This window comes from Arthrobacter sp. YN (genome assembly GCF_002224285.1).
Taxonomy (GTDB): Bacteria; Actinomycetota; Actinomycetes; order Actinomycetales; family Micrococcaceae; genus Arthrobacter.
The window spans coordinates 3634983-3653665 of the sequence record NZ_CP022436.1 but is presented as its reverse complement, the minus strand read 5'-3'; the positions used below and the strand labels follow the sequence as shown (position 1 = coordinate 3653665).

Below are 18683 nucleotides of genomic sequence, written 5' to 3'. Positions count from 1 at the left end.
CCATGGCCATCGCAATTAACAAGAAGCGTACGAACAAGAGCAAGTCTGCTGCACGCAGCCGTCGCCAGCTTCGTATCCGCAAGCGCATCACCGGTACGGCTGTACGTCCTCGTCTGGTCGTCAACCGTTCGGCACGTCACGTATTCGTCCAGGTTGTCGATGACAGCAAGGGTGTAACCGTGGCTTACGCTTCCACCCTGGAAGCTGACCTTCGCGCATTCGACGGAGACAAGACTGCCAAGGCCAAGCGCGTCGGCGAGCTCGTTGCAGAGCGCGCCAAGGCTGCAGGCGTCGAGGCTGTTGTCTTCGACCGTGGCGGTAACAAGTACCACGGCCGCATCGCCGCCGTCGCTGACGGTGCTCGCGAAGGTGGGCTGGCACTGTGACCGTTGAAAATAACGAAAAGGACATTCAGGTGACTGAAGCTGTAGCTGCTGAAGCAACTGAGACCGCACCCGCTGCCGATGACCGCCGCGGCGGACGTCGTGGCGAGCGCGGCGACCGTGGCCAGGGCCGCGGCGACCGTGGTGGCCGTGGTGGCCGCGACGGCGGTCGTGAGGCTGAGAAGAGCCAGTTCGTAGAGCGCGTTGTCACCATCAACCGCGTTGCCAAGGTCGTCAAGGGTGGTCGTCGCTTCAGCTTCACCGCACTCGTCGTCGTCGGTGACGGCAACGGTATGGTCGGCGTCGGCTACGGCAAGGCCAAGGAAGTTCCCGCTGCTATCGCCAAGGGCGTTGAAGAGGCCAAGAAGTCCTTCTTCCGCGTTCCCCGCGTTGGCAGCACCATCCCGCACCGTGTGCAGGGTGAGGCTGCTGCAGGCGTAGTCCTGCTGCGTCCGGCTTCCGCCGGTACCGGTGTTATCGCCGGTGGTCCGGTCCGCGCGGTATTGGAGTGCGTGGGCATCCACGACATCCTCTCCAAGTCGCTCGGTTCTTCCAACGCGATCAACATCGTTCACGCGACCGTTGCCGCTCTGAAGCAGCTCGAAGAGCCCGCTTCCGTGGCTGCCCGCCGTGGCCTGCCGCTGGACGAGGTTGCTCCTGCTGCTCTGGTGCGCGCGCTCCAGAACCAGAAGGCAGGTGTTTAGTCATGGCTAAGAACCTGACTCCTTCCGACGCCAAGTTGGAAATCACCCAGATCAAGGGCGTCATTGGCGCCAAGCAGAACCAGATCGCCACCCTTCGGTCCCTCGGACTCAAGCGCATCGGACACACTGTTGTCCGCTCCGCTGATGCCGTGACCGTTGGAATGCTGAACACGGTTCCGCACCTCGTGAATGTAGAGGAGGCGAAGTAATGGCAGAGAACAAGACCGCCGCAGAGACTGCTGAGAAGCAGAACGCTCTGAAGGTCCACCACCTGCGTCCCGCCCCGGGTGCCAAGACCGCCAAGACCCGTGTTGGTCGTGGTGAAGGCTCCAAGGGTAAGACCGCTGGTCGCGGTACCAAGGGTACGAAGGCCCGCTACCAGGTAAAGGCTGGCTTTGCCGGCGGCCAGCTGCCGCTGCACATGCGCCTGCCGAAGCTGCGCGGCTTCAAGAACCCGTTCCGGGTTGAGTTCCAGGTTGTCAACCTGGAGAAGCTCAACGAGCTGTTCCCGGAAGGTGGCGCTGTCACCGTTGAGTCCCTGGTCGAGAAGGGTGCCGTTCGCAAGAACCAGCCCGTGAAGGTGCTTGGCACCGGCGACATCACCGTCAAGGTTGATGTTACGGTCCACGCATTCTCCGCCAGCGCTACGGAAAAGATTGCTGCAGCAGGCGGAAGCACCACTGCTCTCTAAGAGCCAGTGGGGCAGATGCCCGTTGTAAAAAGGATCCCGGTACGCGGGGCTTCGGCCCTGTGTACCGGGATTTTTTCGCGGTTGTGGACTCTCGATTATTACGACGGCGTCACAAGCAGTTAGACTCGGTTGTTGGGTTTCATTGAGCCCGATCACATCCTTGTACTTTCTACTCAGGAGGACGCTTGCTAAGCGCATTCGGCCGGGCGTTTCGGACGCCTGATTTGCGACGCAAGTTGTTGTTCACGCTGGGAATCATCACAATCTTCCGCTTGGGAGCTTTTATCCCCTCGCCTGGTGTGAACTACCAGAATGTCCAGCAATGCTTGAACACCGGTGACACCTCGCAGGGCATCTACCAGCTGGTGAACTTGTTCAGCGGCGGCGCGTTGCTGCAGGTCTCAGTCTTTGCCTTGGGCATCATGCCCTACATCACGGCGAGCATCATCGTGCAGCTGCTCCGGGTGGTCATTCCCCGGTTCCAGCAGCTCTACGAAGAGGGTTCCTCGGGACAGTCAAAGTTGACCCAGTACACCCGGTACCTCACCATCGCCCTCGGCCTGCTGAACGCCACCACCCTGGTGTCCCTGGCCCGGTCCGGTCAATTGCTCCCGGGCTGCAACCTGCCCATCATCCCTGATGAGAGCATCATGACCACCATCCTCATCATCATCACGTTGACGGCCGGCACCGGCCTCATCATGTGGATGGGCGAGCTGGTGACGGAGAAGGGTGTGGGCAACGGTATGTCGCTGCTCATCTTCACCTCCATTGCTGCAAGCTTCCCGGGTTCGCTGGGTTCCATCTGGGAGAGCAAGGGTCCCGGCACCTTCCTCACCGTTCTGGCTGTAGGCCTGCTGACTGTGGCGTTGGTTGTGTTCGTGGAGCAGTCCCAGCGCCGTGTTCCGGTCCAGTATGCGAAGCGCATGATTGGCCGGCGCACAGTGGGCGGTACCAGCACCTATATTCCCATCAAGGTGAACATGGCCGGCGTCGTGCCTGTCATCTTCGCGTCCTCCATGCTCTACCTGCCCGGGCTGATTTCACAGTTCAACCAGCCGGCGCCAGGGGAGCAGATGGCCCCGTGGGTTGAGTGGATCAACAACAACCTCACCCGTGGCGACCACCCCATCTACATGGCGCTCTACTTCGCCATGATCGTGTTCTTTACGTACTTCTACGTAGCCATCACCTTCAACCCTGAAGAAGTGTCGGACAACATGAAGAAGTACGGCGGGTTCATTCCGGGCATCCGGGCGGGTAAACCGACCGCGGACTACCTGCAGTACGTGCTTTCCAGGATCACCCTTCCCGGAGCCCTCTACCTGGGCTTCGTGGCGCTGATTCCGCTGGTTGCACTTGTCCTGATCAATGCCAACCAGAACTTCCCGTTCGGTGGCACGTCAATCCTGATCATGGTGGGTGTCGGCCTGGAAACCGTCAAGCAGATTGATGCGCAGCTACAACAACGTCACTACGAAGGGCTTTTGCGATGACGAGAATGCTGATCATTGGACCTCCCGGTTCGGGCAAGGGTACGCAGGCTGAGCGGATTTCCGAGCGCCTCGGCGTAGTCGCCATTTCCACTGGCGATATCTTCCGTGCCAACGTCAAGGGTGAGACACCCTTGGGCATTGAAGCCAAGAAGTACATGGACGCAGGCGACTTCGTTCCGGACAGCGTCACGAACGACATGGTTCGGGACCGCCTGAGCCAGAGCGACGTGGAGAACGGCTTCCTCCTGGACGGCTACCCGCGTACCACGGCCCAGGTTGATTACCTGGACCAGATCCTCGCCGAAGGCCAGCAGGAGCTCGACGTCGTGCTCCAGCTGACTGCCGATGACGAAGAACTGGTGACCCGTCTCCTTGGCCGTGCCAAGGAAACCGGACGTTCCGATGACAACGAGACCGTGATCCGTCATCGTCTTGATCTGTACCACGAGCAAACCGAAGCCGTTGTGGCCAAGTACGCCGAGCGTGGCATCCTCACGCAGGTTGATGGCATTGGCGGTATCGATGAAGTTACCGATCGTGTCCTCACAGCGATTGAGTCGGCCAAGGCCGTCTAGCGTGTTTTCCACATAGCCGGTTCGCCCGGCTCTGGAGCGAAGGGTGTGTCCCGTACCATTGGTGCGGGACACACCCATTTTCGTTTAGCGGCAGACTGTTGGGGGAACCGCATGCAAACTGCTTTATCTGGGCACAGCCGGATTTCGGGGCTCGAGGTCTACCTGCCGCCCGCCCGGCTGGACACGGCCGCCGTCGAGCGCCGTATTGCTGAGAGTAGTCCGGGGTTCCGGGTCCCGAAGGGGCTGATCGGTCGCGTCACGGGAATCCGTTCCCGCAGTGTCATGGCTGATGCCGAACAGGCGTCGGACCTGGCGGCCAACGCTGCAGCCAAGGTTATGGCTGAATGTGGACTGCAGGCTCCCGAAGTAGACCTCTTGATCTTTGCTTCGGCCAGCCAGGACATGGTGGAGCCGGCCACAGGACATATGGTTGCGGCGAAGCTGGGACTCGCATGTCCGGTCATGGACGTCAAGAACGCCTGCAACAGTTTCCTCAACGGCGTCGAAGTGGCGGACTCCCTGATCTCTACGGGACGCTATGCCCGCGTGCTGGTGGCCACTGGTGAATCGCCGTCCAGGGCGGTTCGGTGGAAGGTTCCGGACTTTGAGACTTTTGCGTCCAGTTTTCCCGGATACACCATGAGCGACGGCGGTGCCGCAGTTTTGCTTGAGGCGGCAGACCGGGAGCCGTCAGGTCCCGAGGGGACGGCCGGGATCCTGTCCATGGCTTTCACCGCGCGGAGCAGCCACTGGTCTGTGGGTACGCTCTCAGCGGGAGGTTCCGCGTTTCCCCGCGATCCGGAAGCCAGCTATTTCTCCATGGACGGTGAAAAGCTGAAGGACGCTTTCCTGGATCTTGGGTGTGAGGTTCTTGACCAGACGCTGGAGCGGCTTGACCTGTCATGGACGGACTTCGCCGTGGTGTGTGTTCATCAAGTCAGTGCTCCGTACCGGGCGATCTTCGCGGAGCGCGCGGGCGTCCCGATAGAACTGCTTGTCCCTTCCGTGGAGGATTTCGGCAACCTGGCGTCTGTCAGCCTGCCGCTGCAACTGAAACTCGCCATGGACAGCGGACGGTGTGGACCTGGTGACCTCGTCGCGTTGGTGGGATTGGCCGGCGGCGTCAGCCTGGGCATGGCCGTGGTGCGGCTGTGACGGCCATGAACCCACGGCCGGAGCCTGCAAGCCCAGGGCTGGCGAGCAGCGCTCCCACCAGGCCGTTGAGTATCGCCGTTCCGATGCTGAACGAGGAGAAACTGGTACGTCAGACACTGGTGTCCTTGGCGGCCCAAGAGCACAAGGACTTCACGGTCGTTGTGGTGGACAACGGCTCCACTGACAACAGCTGTGGCATCGTGGCTGAGTTCGCCGCGGAACATCCCGGAATGGACATCCGGCTGCTGATCGAAGGGCAGAAGGGTACCGGGGCGGCGGCGGACACGGGCATGCGCTTCGGTGTGGAGCACGGCGCAGTATGGTTGGCCCGCACCGATTCCGATTGCCTCGCAGCCCCGGACTGGACTGCCAGGATCATGGCTGCATTCGAGGACGGGCTGGAACTGATCGCTGGCCAGCTTAATCCAAGGCTTGATGAGGGAATCAGCGCCGGCGAACGGCGGATGATGCTGCTCGCGGTGGAGGTGGCCTCATTCTTCGGCCGTATTCGTCCCGGCAATAAGGGCGAGGGATACCTGGGCCCGTACCAAATGCTCCCGGGCTGCAACATGGCCATCACCGCAGATATGTATCACCGCTCCGGCGGATTCCCCCGTTCCAGCATCGAAGACCTCCATGAGGACAGGGCCCTGTCCAACCAAGTCAGAAAGCTGACGCGTAACTACGCCCTGCGGCGCGATGTTGTGGTGTTCGGTTCCTCACGGCGCGTCAAAGCCTGGGGCTTGAAGAACACTCTGGCGTGGTACGCAGACCACCGATACCGTCCTGAGCACGTGGATATTCGGTGATGACGGACGCGGCGACAGCTGAGCGATGGGAACGACGCATCCACCTGGGTGCCCACCCGCTGCTCTATCCCATGATTCGCGGCGTGGGGAGCCTCCGTCCGGTGGTCAAGCTGCCAGGGCTGGGGGTGCTGGTCAGCGAAGCCGGACTGGTTCGTGAGGTGCTCATGGACCAGCAGAGATTTGTCAAGAATGGTCCCTCGGGTTCGGGCGCGCTCTGGACTCCCGTAGTGGGTCCCAAAGCCTTGGTGAACATGGATGGCGAAGACCACAAGAAATTACGGCAGCGCCTGGGTGATCTGTTCACGCCGCGATCGGTAGCCGTGATAGTGGAGCCAGCCGCATCCGCCTTCGAGTCACGAATCACCAAGGAACTGGACGCGGGTCGTTCGGTGGACGTGGTGGAATGCGTCAAGGACCTGGCCGGGGGAGTGATCTCCCGGTTGCTGGGAGTGCCCGACGATGCGCCGGGCAGACTTCCCAACAAGGAACTCTTCAACCTGGGATCTTCCATCTCCTCGCTTGTCCGCTTGGGGCGTCCCTCCTTGACGGCGCGGCAAATCGCGAAGGGGCGTTCCGCCGTCGGAATCCTGGCAGGACCGGCCCGGGTGGCCTACCGGGAGAGTGACCCAGGGACATTCCCCGGGAGGCTCCGGGAACTCGGAATGACCGAGGAAGAAGCGATGGGCATCATCAGTGCTTTCGTCATGGTGGGCACCGAAACCTTGGTCTCTTTCCTTCCGCGGTTGGTGGCGCTCCTTTCGGACAGTGGACGGATTGAGGACCTGGCCAGCGATCGCTCAGCCGTTCCTGCCACGGTCAATGAGGCCCTTCGCTTCACGGTGCCATCGCCCATGATGATCCGGGATGCAGTGGCACCCGGGGTCATTGGCGGGACGGAGGTCCGGGCGGGCGACAGGATACTGCTATCCACCGTCCATGCAGCTAAGAGCCTCCGCGGCTTTGACCCGGCAGAGGCCATGCCCCCGCAAGCGCGCCAGCTGTGGTTTGGTGCGGGAGCACACTTCTGTATCGGCATGCCGTTGGCCATGGCCGAGATCAATGCAGCCTTGGACGTACTGCTGGACCGGTATCTTCATCAACCCTGGACCATCTCGAGCCGCCGTGTCAGCAGAGGTGTTCTCATTCCGGGATACAAGAGTTTGGAGCTGGCGAATGTCTGAGGAGACAGTTGAGCAGTCCGTGGGCACTGCCGACCTGATCGCCGCCGTGTATGCGGCAGCGGAACGGTTCCCGGAACACCCGGCCATCACCGCCCCAGGCAAAGCACGCCGCATCAGGGGCGGGCGTGGTGCGGAGCCAGTGAATCCCGGTCAGACCATCACCTACCGTGAGCTCGTGGACGGGATTGAGGCGACGGCGTTCGGCCTCCAGAGGGATGGATTCGGCCTCGGAGAGCGGATGTTGTTCTCCGTGCGGCCCAGCCCGGCGGCGTTTGTCCTGGCCTTGGGTGCTGTTCGGGCGGGTGGCTCGGTGGTGTTTATGGACCCGGGAATCGGTCCTTCCCTTTTTCGGGATCGTGCAGGGCTCGCGTCGCCGCAATGGGCAGCCTCGGAGTCGCTCCTGTATGCATTGAGCACCAAGAGCCCGCTCCGTCCTCTCGCACGGAGGCGGGGGCTGCTTCTCCCGGACTATGGCGCCATGCAGGTCCGCCACTACTACGCAGGACCCTGGCTGCCTGGTGTGCCACGGGGCGCGTCGCCGGTGAAGGCCCTGGCGACCACGCGGATGGCAACGTGGGATGGCCACAATGCCGGCGACCCGGCTAATGCATCCTCGCAAGAAGCCGTCATCATCTTCACGTCGGGGACTACCGGTGCTCCCAAAGGCGTGGTGCACACCAGGGGATCACTCGCCGCCGGCTTTGAACAACTCACCACGCGCTGCACCTTCAGGGAAGGCGACAGGGTCCACTCGGAGCAACTCATGATGGGCCTGCCCGCCCTCATTGCCGGTGCGCACTGGACCATGCCGGCGTACGGATTCTCCGCGCACATCGATCCTCTCCGGCTTGCGGGCGAACTGGGGCCCGTGGCCGGCAAAAAGACAGCGTACGACGGCGCCACCCACCTTTTCCTGGTGCCGTCACAGTTGGCGCCCATCCTGGACTCAATCGAAGAAGGAACGGTCAGGCTGCCGGCTTCGCTGAGGACAGTCATGCTTGGGGCGGCGCCGATTCTGGCTCCATTTCTGAAACGGGCCATGCGTCTGCTTCCGGGCGTCGAGTTCAAACTGATCTACGGCATGACGGAAGCGCTTCCGATCGCCATTGCCGACGGACACGAGAAATTGGCGTTCGCGTCAGGTGCGGAGGCTGAAGTAACGGCTCCCGACGGTACAGGCGAAGGTGACTTCCTGGGGGAGCCGCTGCCCGCCGTCGGAATCCGGGTGGCTGAAGACCACGAACTGTTGGTCCGGGGTCCCAACGTGTGCAACGGCTACTTAGGCGAAGACCCTATGGTGGAGCACGCCACGGGGGACCTGGTCCGGCTGGACCACGGCAGCGACGGGGCGCCGAGGCTGGTGATGATCGGGCGTAAGAAGGACATGATCATCCGAGGCAAGACCAACATCTACCCGGCACTTTACGAGCCCGTCATAGCCGGGATCCCCGGGGTCCGGCAAGCAGTGATGGTAGGCGTTCCGGATGCCGTTGGAGACGAGGCAGTGTGGCTGGCCGTCGTCACTGCGGCCGGCGAAAGTGCAGCCCTGATGAAGTCGCGGCTTGCCCGTGAGCTCCCCAGGCTCATCGACGAATCCGCGCTCCCGGACCACATTGAAGTCCTGGAGTCCATCCCGTCCAGTGGCCGGCACCGGAAACCCGACCGCGCAGCATTGCGCCAGGGGTTCGCTTCACGCACCCAGGCGGCGGCACAGGCACAGGCCGACGCAGCGGCAGCGCGGTGAGGATCGCAGTCACCGGCGCCACTGGATTCATCGGGGGAGCCGTAGCCAGCGCCGCGGAGGCCCAGGGATGGGAGGTGGTCCGCTTCGCGAGGCAGCACGGAGCCGGCCTGAATTACTGGGATCTGACCGGGCTGCCCCCAGCGCGGCTTCCCGCCGTTGACGCGGTGGTGCACGCCGCAGCACACGTTGCCGATTGGGGTGCTCCTGCCCTCTTCCACCGGGCCAACGTCCTGGGCACCCGTGCCGTAGCCGAGGCCTTCGCCGGAACCCGCCTGGTCCACATCTCCAGTTCCAGCGTCTACCCGTGGTGGGAAGCATGCGTCAACCGGGCTGAGGACGAGGTAGCCACGCGCCACCTGAATGCCTACGGACACAGCAAGGCGCTCGCCGACGTCGAAGCGCGTCGCCATGGCAATGCCGTGGCACTGCGCCCGCACGGTGTCTACGGGCCGGGGGACCGGACGCTGCTGCCACGTCTGATCAGCAACATCCGCCGAGGCCATTTGCTGAGTGTCGGACATGCCCAGGTGAAACATCAATTGACGCACGTGGACAATCTGGCACAAGCCGTCTTGGCCTCCTGCCGCTCGGAAATCCGGGGCGCCGTCAACGTGGGGGACGCGGAGCCTGTTGAATTGGGTGGAGTGCTGCGCCAGGTTCTGGACGCCTCTGGACTCCGCGGCGTGGACATCAGGTACCTTCCCGAGCCGGCGGCCATGGCTTTGGCGGGCATTTCAGAGGCGGCTTCCCGGGCGAGCGGCCGGAAGCCACGGCTCACACGCTACGCGGTCAACCAACTCGGGCGGGAGCGAACCTACCGTTTGGAACGCCTCCGACGAGAGCTGGGAATCGAGCCAATTTCGACCACAGTCTCGGATGCGGGAAAATGGTTCAAGCACGGAGCCTGATCGGCTCCATCAGCAAACTTTCCAGAGGAGAACATGGCGTTCGGTCAGCCCCGCATTGAATACAAGACCAACGAGCAGATGCGCAAGATGCAGGAGGCCGGGCTTGTCCTGAGCCGTGCACTTGACGCTGCAGTTGCGGCGGCCAAGCCGGGCGTCACCACCAAAGACCTGGACGATGTTTTTGCCGCAGTCCTCAACGATGCAGGAGCCAAGTCCAACTTCCTTGGCTATCACGGCTTCCCGGCCACAATTTGCACCTCCGTCAACGAGGAGGTGGTCCATGGCATCCCCGGGACCAAAGTCCTCAACGATGGTGACATCATTTCCATCGACGGCGGCTGCATCGTGGACGGCTGGCATTCAGACTCTGCGAGGACGGTCATCGTGGGTGCCGCCGATCCCGAAGACCAGCGGCTCTCCGACGTCACTGAGGCTGCCATGTGGCGCGGCATCGCCGCCCTTGCCAACGGAAAGTTCGTCGGTGACATCGGCAACGCGATTGATGACTATGTGTCCTCCGTCCATGGCAAGCCATTGGGCATCCTGGAAGATTACGTAGGGCACGGCATTGGTTCCGAAATGCACATGGCTCCGGATGTGCTGAACTACCGGACCGGCCACCGCGGACCGAAGATCCGCCCCGGCCTGTGCCTGGCCATCGAACCCATGCTGGTGCGCGGTGGTATCGAAACCGCCACCCTCGACGACGACTGGACCGTTGTCACCACCGACGGCAAGCGTTCCTGCCAGTGGGAGCATTCTGTCGCCGTCCACGAAAAGGGCATCTGGGTCCTGTCCGCCCCGGATGGAGGCGCCGAGCAGTTGGCGCCGCTCGGCGTCGTGCCTGTACCAATCCCGTAAGACCCGTACCGATCCCGTAAGACCCGGGCCGTACACCCCGAAGCACAAGAGCCGGGCTGCTGAAGCAGCCCGGCTCTCTTCACGCCTGAAGGAAGAGTCAGGCCTTCAGCTTCGGCTTCACATCCTTGGTGTAGATGCCCTCGAGCGTCTTCTTCAGCTCGGTCATGGTTGCCTGGACGTCACCCTGCTGCGTGAGGATCTTTGCAGCGGCCTTGGCCATCTCCTGGTCCGCGCCCGGCAGGAACACGCGTGCGTTGTCCTGGACCTTGGTCACGGCGAGCTGGTCCATGGCGGTCTTGATCTGCGGTGTGGCGGCGAGAACAGCGGACATGTCGGCCGAGAGACGCGTGGGCATGTACCCGGTGGCAGCGGAGAAAGCGGCGGTGTTCTCCGGTTCGGTCATGAACTTCAGGAACGTGGCCGCAGCAAGCTGTTCTTCCTTGGTGATGCCGCTTGGGATGCCGAGACCCGCACCGCCGGTGGGGCAGACTCCGCTGGGCACTTCTGGACCGCCCGGTAGGAAACCGACGCCAACGTTGAACTTGGCTGCCTTCAGGACGCCCAGCAAGGAACCGGTGGAGGAAATGGTGGACGAGGTGATGCCCGCGGCGAAGTCATCTGCGGCTTCCTTGGACGAGACCCCCGCCCAGCCGTCCTTGTATATGGAATCCTGCGCCCACTGCAACGCAGCGACTGACTCGGTGGAATCGCACGTGATGTCCCAGTCTTTGGACCAGCTGCCGCCCCAACCCCACAGGTTGTTCTGCAAGGTCCAGCCCGCGTAGCCGGCAAGGGCCGGGTAGATGTAGGCGTACTGCGCGCCGGACGTGGCCTTGAGCTTCGGAGCCCACTCCGCGAATTCCTGCCACGTGGCCGGTGCGCGATCAGGGAGGCCCGCAGCCTTGAAATGGTCCTTGTTGTAGTAGAACAGCGGCGTGGACCGGCCGTAGGGGAGCGCCCATTGTTTGTCGTCGTACTTGTAGTCGTCCACCAGCGACTTCTGGAAGTCGTCGATCTTGATGTCCAGCTGCTTCACCAGTCCATCAATGGGGATGATGCTGCCATTGGAGTAGTAGCGGAACCACCACACATCGGAGAGGACAACCAGCGCCGGGAGGCCCGTCTTGGCTGCCTGCGAGGTCTGGAACTTCTGGGCGATCTCTTCATAGTTGGCCCCGGCCGTGACGAGGTTGACTTTGATGTCAGGGAACTTGGCGTGGAACTTCTCAATGATCGCCTTCTCCACGTCCTGCGACTTGCCTGGGTGGTTGGTCCAGAAGTCGATGGAGGCAGCCGGCTTCACGCCGCTGAAATCGATCGCTGCGGTCTCGACGGCGTCTGCCGTGCCCGCCGTCGAAGGTCCGCCACAGGCGGCCAGTGCCGCTGCTCCGGCGCCTAGTCCGGCCAGGCCCAGGAAATGTCGGCGGTCAAGGTTGGTACGCATGGTGCTTCCTCTCAATAACTTCACTAGGGGTATTTCGATGCGAATGGTGCGGAGGGAGAAAATCAGCCGGTGACGCTTCCTTGGGTCAGGCCGGCCACGATGTAGCGCTGGAGTGCCGCGAACACCAGCAGGATGGGGACGATCACCAGCACGGCGCCGGCCATGAGGATTCCCCAGCCTGCCCCATTGCCTTCTGAGTTCTGCAGCAACGTCAGGCCCACAGGCAGCGTCATGGTTTCGGGGCGGTCGGTGATGATGAGCGGCCAGATGTAGTCGTTCCATTCACTGACCACGGTCACCAACGCCACAGTGGCGATGGACGGTACCGAGACCGGCACGATGATCTGCCAGAGCCGCCGCCAGTGGCCGGCCCCATCGATTTCCGCGGCCTCCAGGATGGACGGCGGCAGCGTCAGGAAGTGCTGGCGCAGCAGGAACGTGCCGAATGCCGTGCCAAGGCCGGGGAGGATGATGCCCCACAACGTGTTCTTTCCGCCCATGCCTGCAATGAGGATGTAGTTGGGCAGGATGGACACTTGGGCCGGGACCATGAGGGCCACCAGGATCAGCACGAAGATCACGTTCTTGAACGGGAATCGCACGAATACCAAGGCGTAGGCGGTCAGGATGGCCAGGATGACCTTGATGGATGAACCGATCACGGTCACGATCAGGCTGTTGGCGAAGAACTGCGCAAACGGGACGGTGGTCATCGCCGTGGCGTAATTTTCCAGGTTCAGGGACTCCGGCAGAATCTTCAAATCCATGGTGACTATCTCGCCCGGCTGCTTGAAGGAGCTCAACAGCATCCACAGCAGGGGCAGGAACACCACCAGTGTGGCAATGATCAACGGGACGTACCCGGTTGCCACAGTCTGGAGCAGGTTGGCGCTGGAGAAGGGACGCGGCCGCACAGATTGCTGCGACTCCCGTCGGTCGTCCTGCCGTGCGTCCTGCGGGGAAGGCACGACGGCGGCTGGTAACGGTGCGCTCATGAGTAGTGGACCTTTCGCTCAACGAACCGCAGTTGGAGGACCGTGATGATCAGCAGGATGACGAAGAGGATCACCGAGATCGCGGCGGAATAGCCGGCCCGGTTGTAGGCGCCGAACGCCTGCAGATACGCCTCATAGATCAACGTGCTGGTGCCATTGCCCAGCGGAGTCATGATGCGGATGAGGTCGAAGGCCTGCAAGGAACTGAGCATGGTGGTGATCAGCAGGAAGAACGTGGTGGGAGAAAGAAGCGGCATGGAGATGTTGAAGAACCTCCGCACGCTGTTGGCCCCATCCAGCGCGGCAGCTTCCATCACGTCGCGGGGAAGGGACTGCAATCCGGCGAGGTACACCACGGCGCAATAGCCCAGGTTCTTCCACACGTACACGATGATGACCATCACCAACGACAACTGGGGATCGTTGATCCACTGGGGGCTCTGCTGCCCCATTCCCCGAAGAATCCACGCCAGCACGCCGTAGCCGGGATCGAAGATGAACAGCCACACCAAGCCAACGCCCACCCCGGACAGCACGTAAGGGGCAAACACCGCGGACCTCGCAAACGTGGTTCCACGGACCTTCGAGTTCAAGGCCAGGGCAACCAGCAACCCGAGAACCATCGAGCCACCCACCGTCACCAGCGTGAAGATTGCCGTGGTCCCCAGGACCTTGGACGCATCCTCGCTGGTGAAGAAGGTGACATAGTTCTGCAGCCCCACCACCGTGGCCGACGCCGAACCCAACGTCCAATCCAACGTGGAGTAATAGATGTTGTTGATCAGGGGCCAATACGTGAACGTGCCGATCAACACCAGGTTCGGCAAAGCCATGGCAAGGAAAACCAGGAAGTCCTTACGGCTGCGGCCAGACCAGCGCCTTCTCACCGGAGGGTGCTGGGCGGCATCGACTGGCGGAACCGGCGGCGGGGAGTCCGGCCTGCCTGCAGGCGCGGTGCTGCTGTGAATCTGTCGGGTAGTCATGGGTCACTAACGTTTTCGGGCGAACGTGGGGCGCCAGCTCCCGGAACGGGGCGGCGAAGACAGGCCTAGCTCACCACATGCACAGCGGCTGAATGGGCCGAATTCGCGGTCCGTAGCGATAGTTGTCTGACACTTCCCAACCCGTTTACTCGGCGTTACTCGCTTGTTCGTATTCGAGGCCGGGCTCCCACTTCGACCCTGCGCCCCGCCCTGCGGTCGGGCTGAACCCCTCTGCGCGCTCGGTCGTGCCTCCCTTAGACGCGCGCTGCCGGGGTCCAGCCCGACCGCAATTTGGTTGGGTGCCAAGGTGGAGAATGGAGCCATGAATTCGATCACCGATGTTCCGGGCATACGGGTTGGGCATGTGCAGAGGGTGGGGGAGGGGTGGCTGTCCGGGGTGACTGTCGTTCTTCCTCCCGTGGGGACCGTGGGGTCTGTGGACGTGCGCGGTGGGGGTCCCGGGACTCATGAGACCGACGCGCTGGACCCCACCACGCTGGTATCCACTGTGGATGCCGTGGTGCTGACCGGGGGCAGCGCCTTTGGTTTGGCATCGGCAGGTGGTGCCCAACAGTGGTGCGAGGAACAGGGGAGGGGCTTCGCTGTTCCCGGGACCGTGGTGCCGATTGTGCCCGCGGCCGCAATCTTCGACCTCGGGCGGGGCGGTGACGTGAAAGCGCGACCCGACGCCGGCATGGGCTACCAGGCAGCCGCTGCAGCGTTCGCCTCAGGTGACCATGCCGCCGTCGAACGTGGAAACGTGGGTGCGGGGACTGGTGCGCTCATAGCGCGGGGCAATACAAAGGTGGCATCGGGACGTCGTCCATCACTCTCGACGGCGGGGTGGTTGTGGGGGCGATTGCCGTGGTGAATGCGCTGGGTTCGCCGGTGTTCACCGCGACAGGGCCGCAACCCTCTGCAGGCTCGGTCGTTCCGCCCCAGGGGCTCAACACGACGCTGGTGGTGGTCGCTACGAACGCCGCCCTTGATGTGGCCGAATGCAAGCGGACCGCCAGCGCCGGGCATGCCGGGTTGGCCCGGGCTTTGGATCCGTCCCACACCCTTGCGGACGGCGATACCGTGTTCGCTTTGGCGACTGGCGCCGTCGTGCTTGATCGCAGTACTGAACAGGCGCGGCAAGTGTCCCTGATAACGCTCCAAAGTGCCGCGGCGGAAGCCGTTCGGCTCGCGATACTCGACGGCGTCCGGGCTGCGGAAAGTGTCTCGACGACGGCAGGTGAATTCCCGGCTTTCAGGCCCGCAGGGGAGTGACGGCGGGGGACCCTTGCGCTACCATGGGCGGATTTAACTTTCCGGCCTGATTGGCGTAGAGTTATTTGTTGGTTGTCTGTGCAGCCACGCCCTTTTTAGTGTCGTGGTTCAAGAGAGCCAAGCAAACAAAAAACGTCCGCTGGATCTTCGGTGCCTAACTGAAGGACGGCGGCAAACAACAGTTAGCGGAGGATATGGCCAAGAAGGACGGGGTCATTGAGATCGAGGGCGTTGTGACTGAGGCGCTGCCCAATGCGATGTTTCGCGTTGAGCTCACCAACAAGCACGTCGTTCTCGCACACATCTCTGGGAAGATGCGACAGCACTACATTCGAATCCTCCCCGAGGACCGGGTAGTGGTTGAGCTGAGCCCATACGACCTCACACGTGGTCGTATCGTCTACCGCTACAAGTAAATTGCTGGGCGGCCAGGCAATAGTGCCCAAGCCGCTCCAGCAGATCAACTGCAAATCACGCAAAGGAACGCCATGAAGGTCAAGCCGAGCGTCAAGCAGATCTGCGACAAGTGCAAAGTGATCCGCCGTAACGGCCGGGTCATGGTGATCTGCGAGAACCCGCGCCACAAGCAGCGCCAGGGCTAATTCCCCTTTCGGGAATCAGCGCCCGCAAGGGCAAACCTGGGTTGCTAGCCCACGCAAGTAAATAAAGGCAGCACAAGCTGTGCCAGGACTGCATTACAGAGCCTGGTCAGCGAACCCCCGGTCGGAGGCTGGGGCCACACCGAACGTGTGGGTGTACTGCCTACGACCTCCGGTTTATTCAAGGAGTACCGCCACTATGGCTCGTCTCGCTGGCGTAGACATTCCCCGCGAAAAGCGGTTGGAAATTGCGCTTACTTACATCTACGGCGTGGGCAAGACCCGTGCACACGAAACCCTGGCTGCCACTGGCATCAGCGCCGACGTTCGCGTCAAGGACCTGACTGACGCCGAACTGGTTCAGCTGCGTGACTACATTGAAGGCAACTACAAGGTTGAGGGTGACCTTCGCCGCGAGGTAGCCGCTGACATCCGCCGCAAGGTAGAGATCGGCAGCTACGAAGGCCTGCGCCACCGCAAGGGCCTGCCCGTACGCGGACAGCGTACGAAGACCAACGCTCGTACCCGTAAGGGCCCGAAGCGCACCGTCGCCGGCAAGAAGAAGGCCGGACGTTAATCCCTCGGGATTGATCCGGTTTTCCCCCGATAACTTTCTGTAGGAGAAACAATGCCCCCGAAGACTCGTGGAGCGGTTCGTAAGCCGCGTCGCAAGGATAAGAAGAATATTGCGCTTGGCCAGGCGCACATCAAGAGCACCTTTAACAACACCATCGTGTCCATCACGGACCCGAACGGTGCTGTCATCTCATGGGCTTCCGCCGGTGAGGTTGGCTTCAAGGGCTCCCGTAAGTCCACTCCCTTCGCCGCCCAGATGGCTGCTGAAGCCGCTGCAAAGCGCGCTCAGGAGCATGGTCTGCGCAAGGTTGACGTATTCGTCAAGGGCCCGGGATCCGGACGCGAAACCGCAATCCGTTCGCTTCAGGCCGCTGGCCTCGAGGTTGGCTCCATCCAGGACGTCACCCCCAGCGCCCACAACGGTTGCCGCCCGCCGAAGCGCCGCCGCGTCTAATTAGGTCTTCCCTGCCTGACTGGCCGGGCCTGCTGTGGAGAGTTTCGACCCTCCACAAGCATGGCCCGGCTGGTCAGGCTGGAAACCGAAGCCGATTTCCACCACCTGTGTTGCGTCATATAGCGGATGCTCGCCGAAAGGAAACCTAAGTGCTCATTGCACAGCGCCCCACCCTGTCTGAAGAAGTTGTATCCGAGAACCGCTCCCGTTTCATCATTGAACCGCTGGAGCCGGGCTTCGGCTACACCCTCGGAAACTCCCTCCGCCGTACCCTGCTCTCCTCCATCCCCGGTGCCGCTGTAACCAGCATCCGGATCGATGGCGTGCTGCACGAGTTCACCACGGTTCCGGGTGTCAAGGAAGATGTCACCGAGATCATCCTGAACATCAAGAACCTTTCGGTTTCCTCCGAGCACGATGAGCCGGTTGTTGCGTACCTGCGCAAGCAGGGCCCCGGAGTCGTCACCGCCGCGGACATCGCTCCGCCGGCCGGCGTCGAATTCCACAACCCGGATCTGCACATTGCCACGCTGAACTCGAAGGGCAAGTTCGAACTCGAACTGACCATCGAGCGCGGCCGTGGCTACGTTTCGGCAGCTCAGAACAAGTCCGGCGACTCCGAGATTGGCCGTATTCCGGTTGACTCGATCTACTCGCCGGTCATGAAGGTAACTTTCCGCGTGGAAGCTACCCGTGTTGAGCAGCGCACCGACTTCGACAAGCTCATTGTCGACGTCGAGACCAAGCAGGCAATCGCTCCGCGCGATGCTGTCGCTTCCGCAGGCACCACCTTGGTGGAACTGTTCGGTCTGGCTCGTGAGCTGAACACCGCAGCTGAAGGTATCGAGATTGGCCCGTCGCCGACGGACGCTGCCCTGGCAGCTGACATGGCTCTGCCGATCGAGGATCTGGACCTCACCGTCCGTTCCTACAACTGCCTCAAGCGTGAGGGCATCCACACCGTGGGTGAACTCGTTGCCCGCTCCGAGGCTGACCTGATGGACATTCGTAACTTCGGTGCGAAGTCCATTGACGAGGTCAAGGCAAAGCTCGTCGAACTGGGTCTGTCCCTCAAGGACTCCCCTCCCGGTTTCGATCTCGCAGCCCGCGCCGCAGCCATCGAAGAGGACGACGCCGCGTTCAGCGACGACGAGCTCTAAACAGCAGATCTTGGCCGCCGGGTCCAGCAGTGGACCTGAACGGCTTACATAACAGGAGAAATAACTATGCCTACCCCCACTAAGGGTCCGCGCCTCGGAGGCGGCCCGGCTCACGAGCGCCTGATGCTCGCGAACCTGGCAGCTGCTCTGTTTGAGCACAAGCGCATCACCACCACGGTCACCAAGGCCAAGCGCCTTAAGCCGTACGCAGAGCGTCTGGTCACCTTCGCCAAGCGTGGCGACCTCGCTTCCCGCCGCCGCGTTCTCGGCCTGATCAGCGACAAGGGCGTTGTCCACGAGCTGTTCACCGACATCGCCGGCGCCGTTGCCAACCGCGATGGTGGCTACACCCGCATCACCAAGATCGGCAACCGCAAGGGCGACAACGCTCCCATGGCTGTCATCGAGCTCGTTCTCGAGCCGGTTTCCCCGAAGCAGGCTGTTGTTGCTGAAGCAACCGCTGCCGCTGCCAAGGCTGCTCCGGCTGCCGAGGAAGAGGTCGTTGAGACCGAAGCTGTAGAAGCAGAAGCTGCTGAGACGGAAGAGGCTCCGGCCGCTGAAGCCGACGCTGCTGAAGCTGAAGCTGCTGAAACCGAAGAGGCTCCGGCCGCTGAGGACAAGAAGTAATTCACTGAATTCTTCGCAGTAGACTTAAGTCTATGAACGAACGAAAACCCGCTGCCCCCGTTTTGG

General features: G+C 62.2%; 21 protein-coding genes and 1 pseudogene. 19 read left to right on the top strand and 3 right to left on the bottom strand.

Going from position 1 to position 18683, the window contains the following annotated elements; translation table 11 throughout:
* Window positions 1-2 precede the first annotated feature (2 nt).
* The 12 genes from rplR (at window position 3) to map (ending at window position 10507) form a co-directional block, all read left to right on the top strand.
* Window positions 3-386, top strand: a complete 384-nt coding sequence (rplR, locus tag CGK93_RS16745) for a 50S ribosomal protein L18 (RefSeq protein WP_089595796.1) — start codon at window positions 3-5, stop codon at window positions 384-386.
* 29 nt (window positions 387-415) lie between these two features.
* Window positions 416-1087, top strand: coding sequence for a 30S ribosomal protein S5 (gene rpsE, locus CGK93_RS16740; RefSeq protein ID WP_198318248.1), 672 nt, complete (start codon window positions 416-418; stop codon window positions 1085-1087).
* 2 nt (window positions 1088-1089) lie between these two features.
* Complete coding sequence (rpmD, locus tag CGK93_RS16735; RefSeq protein WP_089595794.1) at window positions 1090-1296, top strand: 50S ribosomal protein L30; 207 nt, start codon at window positions 1090-1092, stop codon at window positions 1294-1296.
* Complete coding sequence (gene rplO / locus CGK93_RS16730; protein ID WP_089595793.1) at window positions 1296-1778, top strand: 50S ribosomal protein L15; 483 nt, start codon at window positions 1296-1298, stop codon at window positions 1776-1778. Before rpmD ends, rplO begins: the two co-directional genes overlap by 1 nt.
* A gap of 185 nt (window positions 1779-1963) precedes the next feature.
* Window positions 1964-3274, top strand: a complete 1311-nt coding sequence (secY, locus tag CGK93_RS16725) for a preprotein translocase subunit SecY (protein ID WP_089595792.1) — start codon at window positions 1964-1966, stop codon at window positions 3272-3274.
* A 5-nt stretch (window positions 3275-3279) separates the two neighbouring features.
* Window positions 3280-3849 (top strand): adenylate kinase, encoded by a 570-nt coding sequence (locus CGK93_RS16720; protein WP_172324492.1) that lies wholly within the window; start codon window positions 3280-3282, stop codon window positions 3847-3849.
* Window positions 3850-3960: 111 nt separating this feature from the next.
* Window positions 3961-5004 (top strand): 3-oxoacyl-ACP synthase III family protein, encoded by a 1044-nt coding sequence (locus CGK93_RS16715; protein WP_089595791.1) that lies wholly within the window; start codon window positions 3961-3963, stop codon window positions 5002-5004.
* Window positions 5005-5009: 5 nt separating this feature from the next.
* Window positions 5010-5813, top strand: a complete 804-nt coding sequence (locus CGK93_RS16710; RefSeq protein ID WP_089597538.1) for a glycosyltransferase — start codon at window positions 5010-5012, stop codon at window positions 5811-5813.
* Window positions 5813-6994, top strand: a complete 1182-nt coding sequence (locus CGK93_RS16705; RefSeq protein ID WP_089595790.1) for a cytochrome P450 — start codon at window positions 5813-5815, stop codon at window positions 6992-6994. Before CGK93_RS16710 ends, CGK93_RS16705 begins: the two co-directional genes overlap by 1 nt.
* Window positions 6987-8738, top strand: a complete 1752-nt coding sequence (locus CGK93_RS16700) for a class I adenylate-forming enzyme family protein (protein WP_089595789.1) — start codon at window positions 6987-6989, stop codon at window positions 8736-8738. The genes CGK93_RS16705 and CGK93_RS16700 overlap by 8 nt, the downstream gene beginning before the upstream one ends.
* Window positions 8735-9646: an NAD-dependent epimerase/dehydratase family protein gene (locus tag CGK93_RS16695; protein ID WP_089595788.1), complete on the top strand. Its 912-nt coding sequence runs from the start codon at window positions 8735-8737 to the stop codon at window positions 9644-9646. Before CGK93_RS16700 ends, CGK93_RS16695 begins: the two co-directional genes overlap by 4 nt.
* Window positions 9647-9679: 33 nt before the next feature.
* The gene (gene map / locus CGK93_RS16690) at window positions 9680-10507 is read left to right on the top strand and encodes a type I methionyl aminopeptidase (RefSeq protein WP_089595787.1); all 828 of its coding nucleotides are present in this window, start codon (window positions 9680-9682) and stop codon (window positions 10505-10507) included.
* A gap of 97 nt (window positions 10508-10604) precedes the next feature.
* On the opposite strand, the gene CGK93_RS16685 is transcribed toward map, so the two are convergent.
* From CGK93_RS16685 to CGK93_RS16675, 3 genes are all read right to left on the bottom strand, one after another.
* A complete protein-coding gene (locus CGK93_RS16685; protein WP_089595786.1) occupies window positions 10605-11951 on the bottom strand; it encodes an ABC transporter substrate-binding protein in 1347 nt (448 codons plus the stop codon).
* Between the two features lie 62 nt (window positions 11952-12013).
* Entirely contained in the window at window positions 12014-12946 is a 933-nt protein-coding gene (locus CGK93_RS16680; RefSeq protein WP_089595785.1) for a carbohydrate ABC transporter permease, read from the bottom strand.
* Window positions 12943-13929, bottom strand: coding sequence for a carbohydrate ABC transporter permease (locus tag CGK93_RS16675; RefSeq protein ID WP_198318247.1), 987 nt, complete (start codon window positions 13927-13929; stop codon window positions 12943-12945). Before CGK93_RS16675 ends, CGK93_RS16680 begins: the two co-directional genes overlap by 4 nt.
* Window positions 13930-14251: 322 nt before the next feature.
* Here CGK93_RS16675 and CGK93_RS16670 point away from each other — a divergent pair.
* From CGK93_RS16670 to rplQ, 7 genes and pseudogenes are all read left to right on the top strand, one after another.
* Window positions 14252-15201, top strand: a pseudogene (locus CGK93_RS16670) (P1 family peptidase).
* A gap of 194 nt (window positions 15202-15395) precedes the next feature.
* Window positions 15396-15617, top strand: a complete 222-nt coding sequence (gene infA / locus CGK93_RS16665) for a translation initiation factor IF-1 (RefSeq protein WP_011775571.1) — start codon at window positions 15396-15398, stop codon at window positions 15615-15617.
* Between the two features lie 72 nt (window positions 15618-15689).
* A complete protein-coding gene (rpmJ, locus tag CGK93_RS16660) occupies window positions 15690-15803 on the top strand; it encodes a 50S ribosomal protein L36 (protein ID WP_011775570.1) in 114 nt (37 codons plus the stop codon).
* Between the two features lie 196 nt (window positions 15804-15999).
* Window positions 16000-16377: a 30S ribosomal protein S13 gene (gene rpsM / locus CGK93_RS16655; protein WP_011775569.1), complete on the top strand. Its 378-nt coding sequence runs from the start codon at window positions 16000-16002 to the stop codon at window positions 16375-16377.
* Between the two features lie 51 nt (window positions 16378-16428).
* Complete coding sequence (rpsK, locus tag CGK93_RS16650) at window positions 16429-16830, top strand: 30S ribosomal protein S11 (RefSeq protein WP_014922380.1); 402 nt, start codon at window positions 16429-16431, stop codon at window positions 16828-16830.
* Between the two features lie 149 nt (window positions 16831-16979).
* Complete coding sequence (locus tag CGK93_RS16645; protein ID WP_011775567.1) at window positions 16980-17990, top strand: DNA-directed RNA polymerase subunit alpha; 1011 nt, start codon at window positions 16980-16982, stop codon at window positions 17988-17990.
* 66 nt (window positions 17991-18056) lie between these two features.
* Entirely contained in the window at window positions 18057-18617 is a 561-nt protein-coding gene (gene rplQ / locus CGK93_RS16640) for a 50S ribosomal protein L17 (protein WP_089595783.1), read from the top strand.
* Window positions 18618-18683 lie beyond the last annotated feature (66 nt).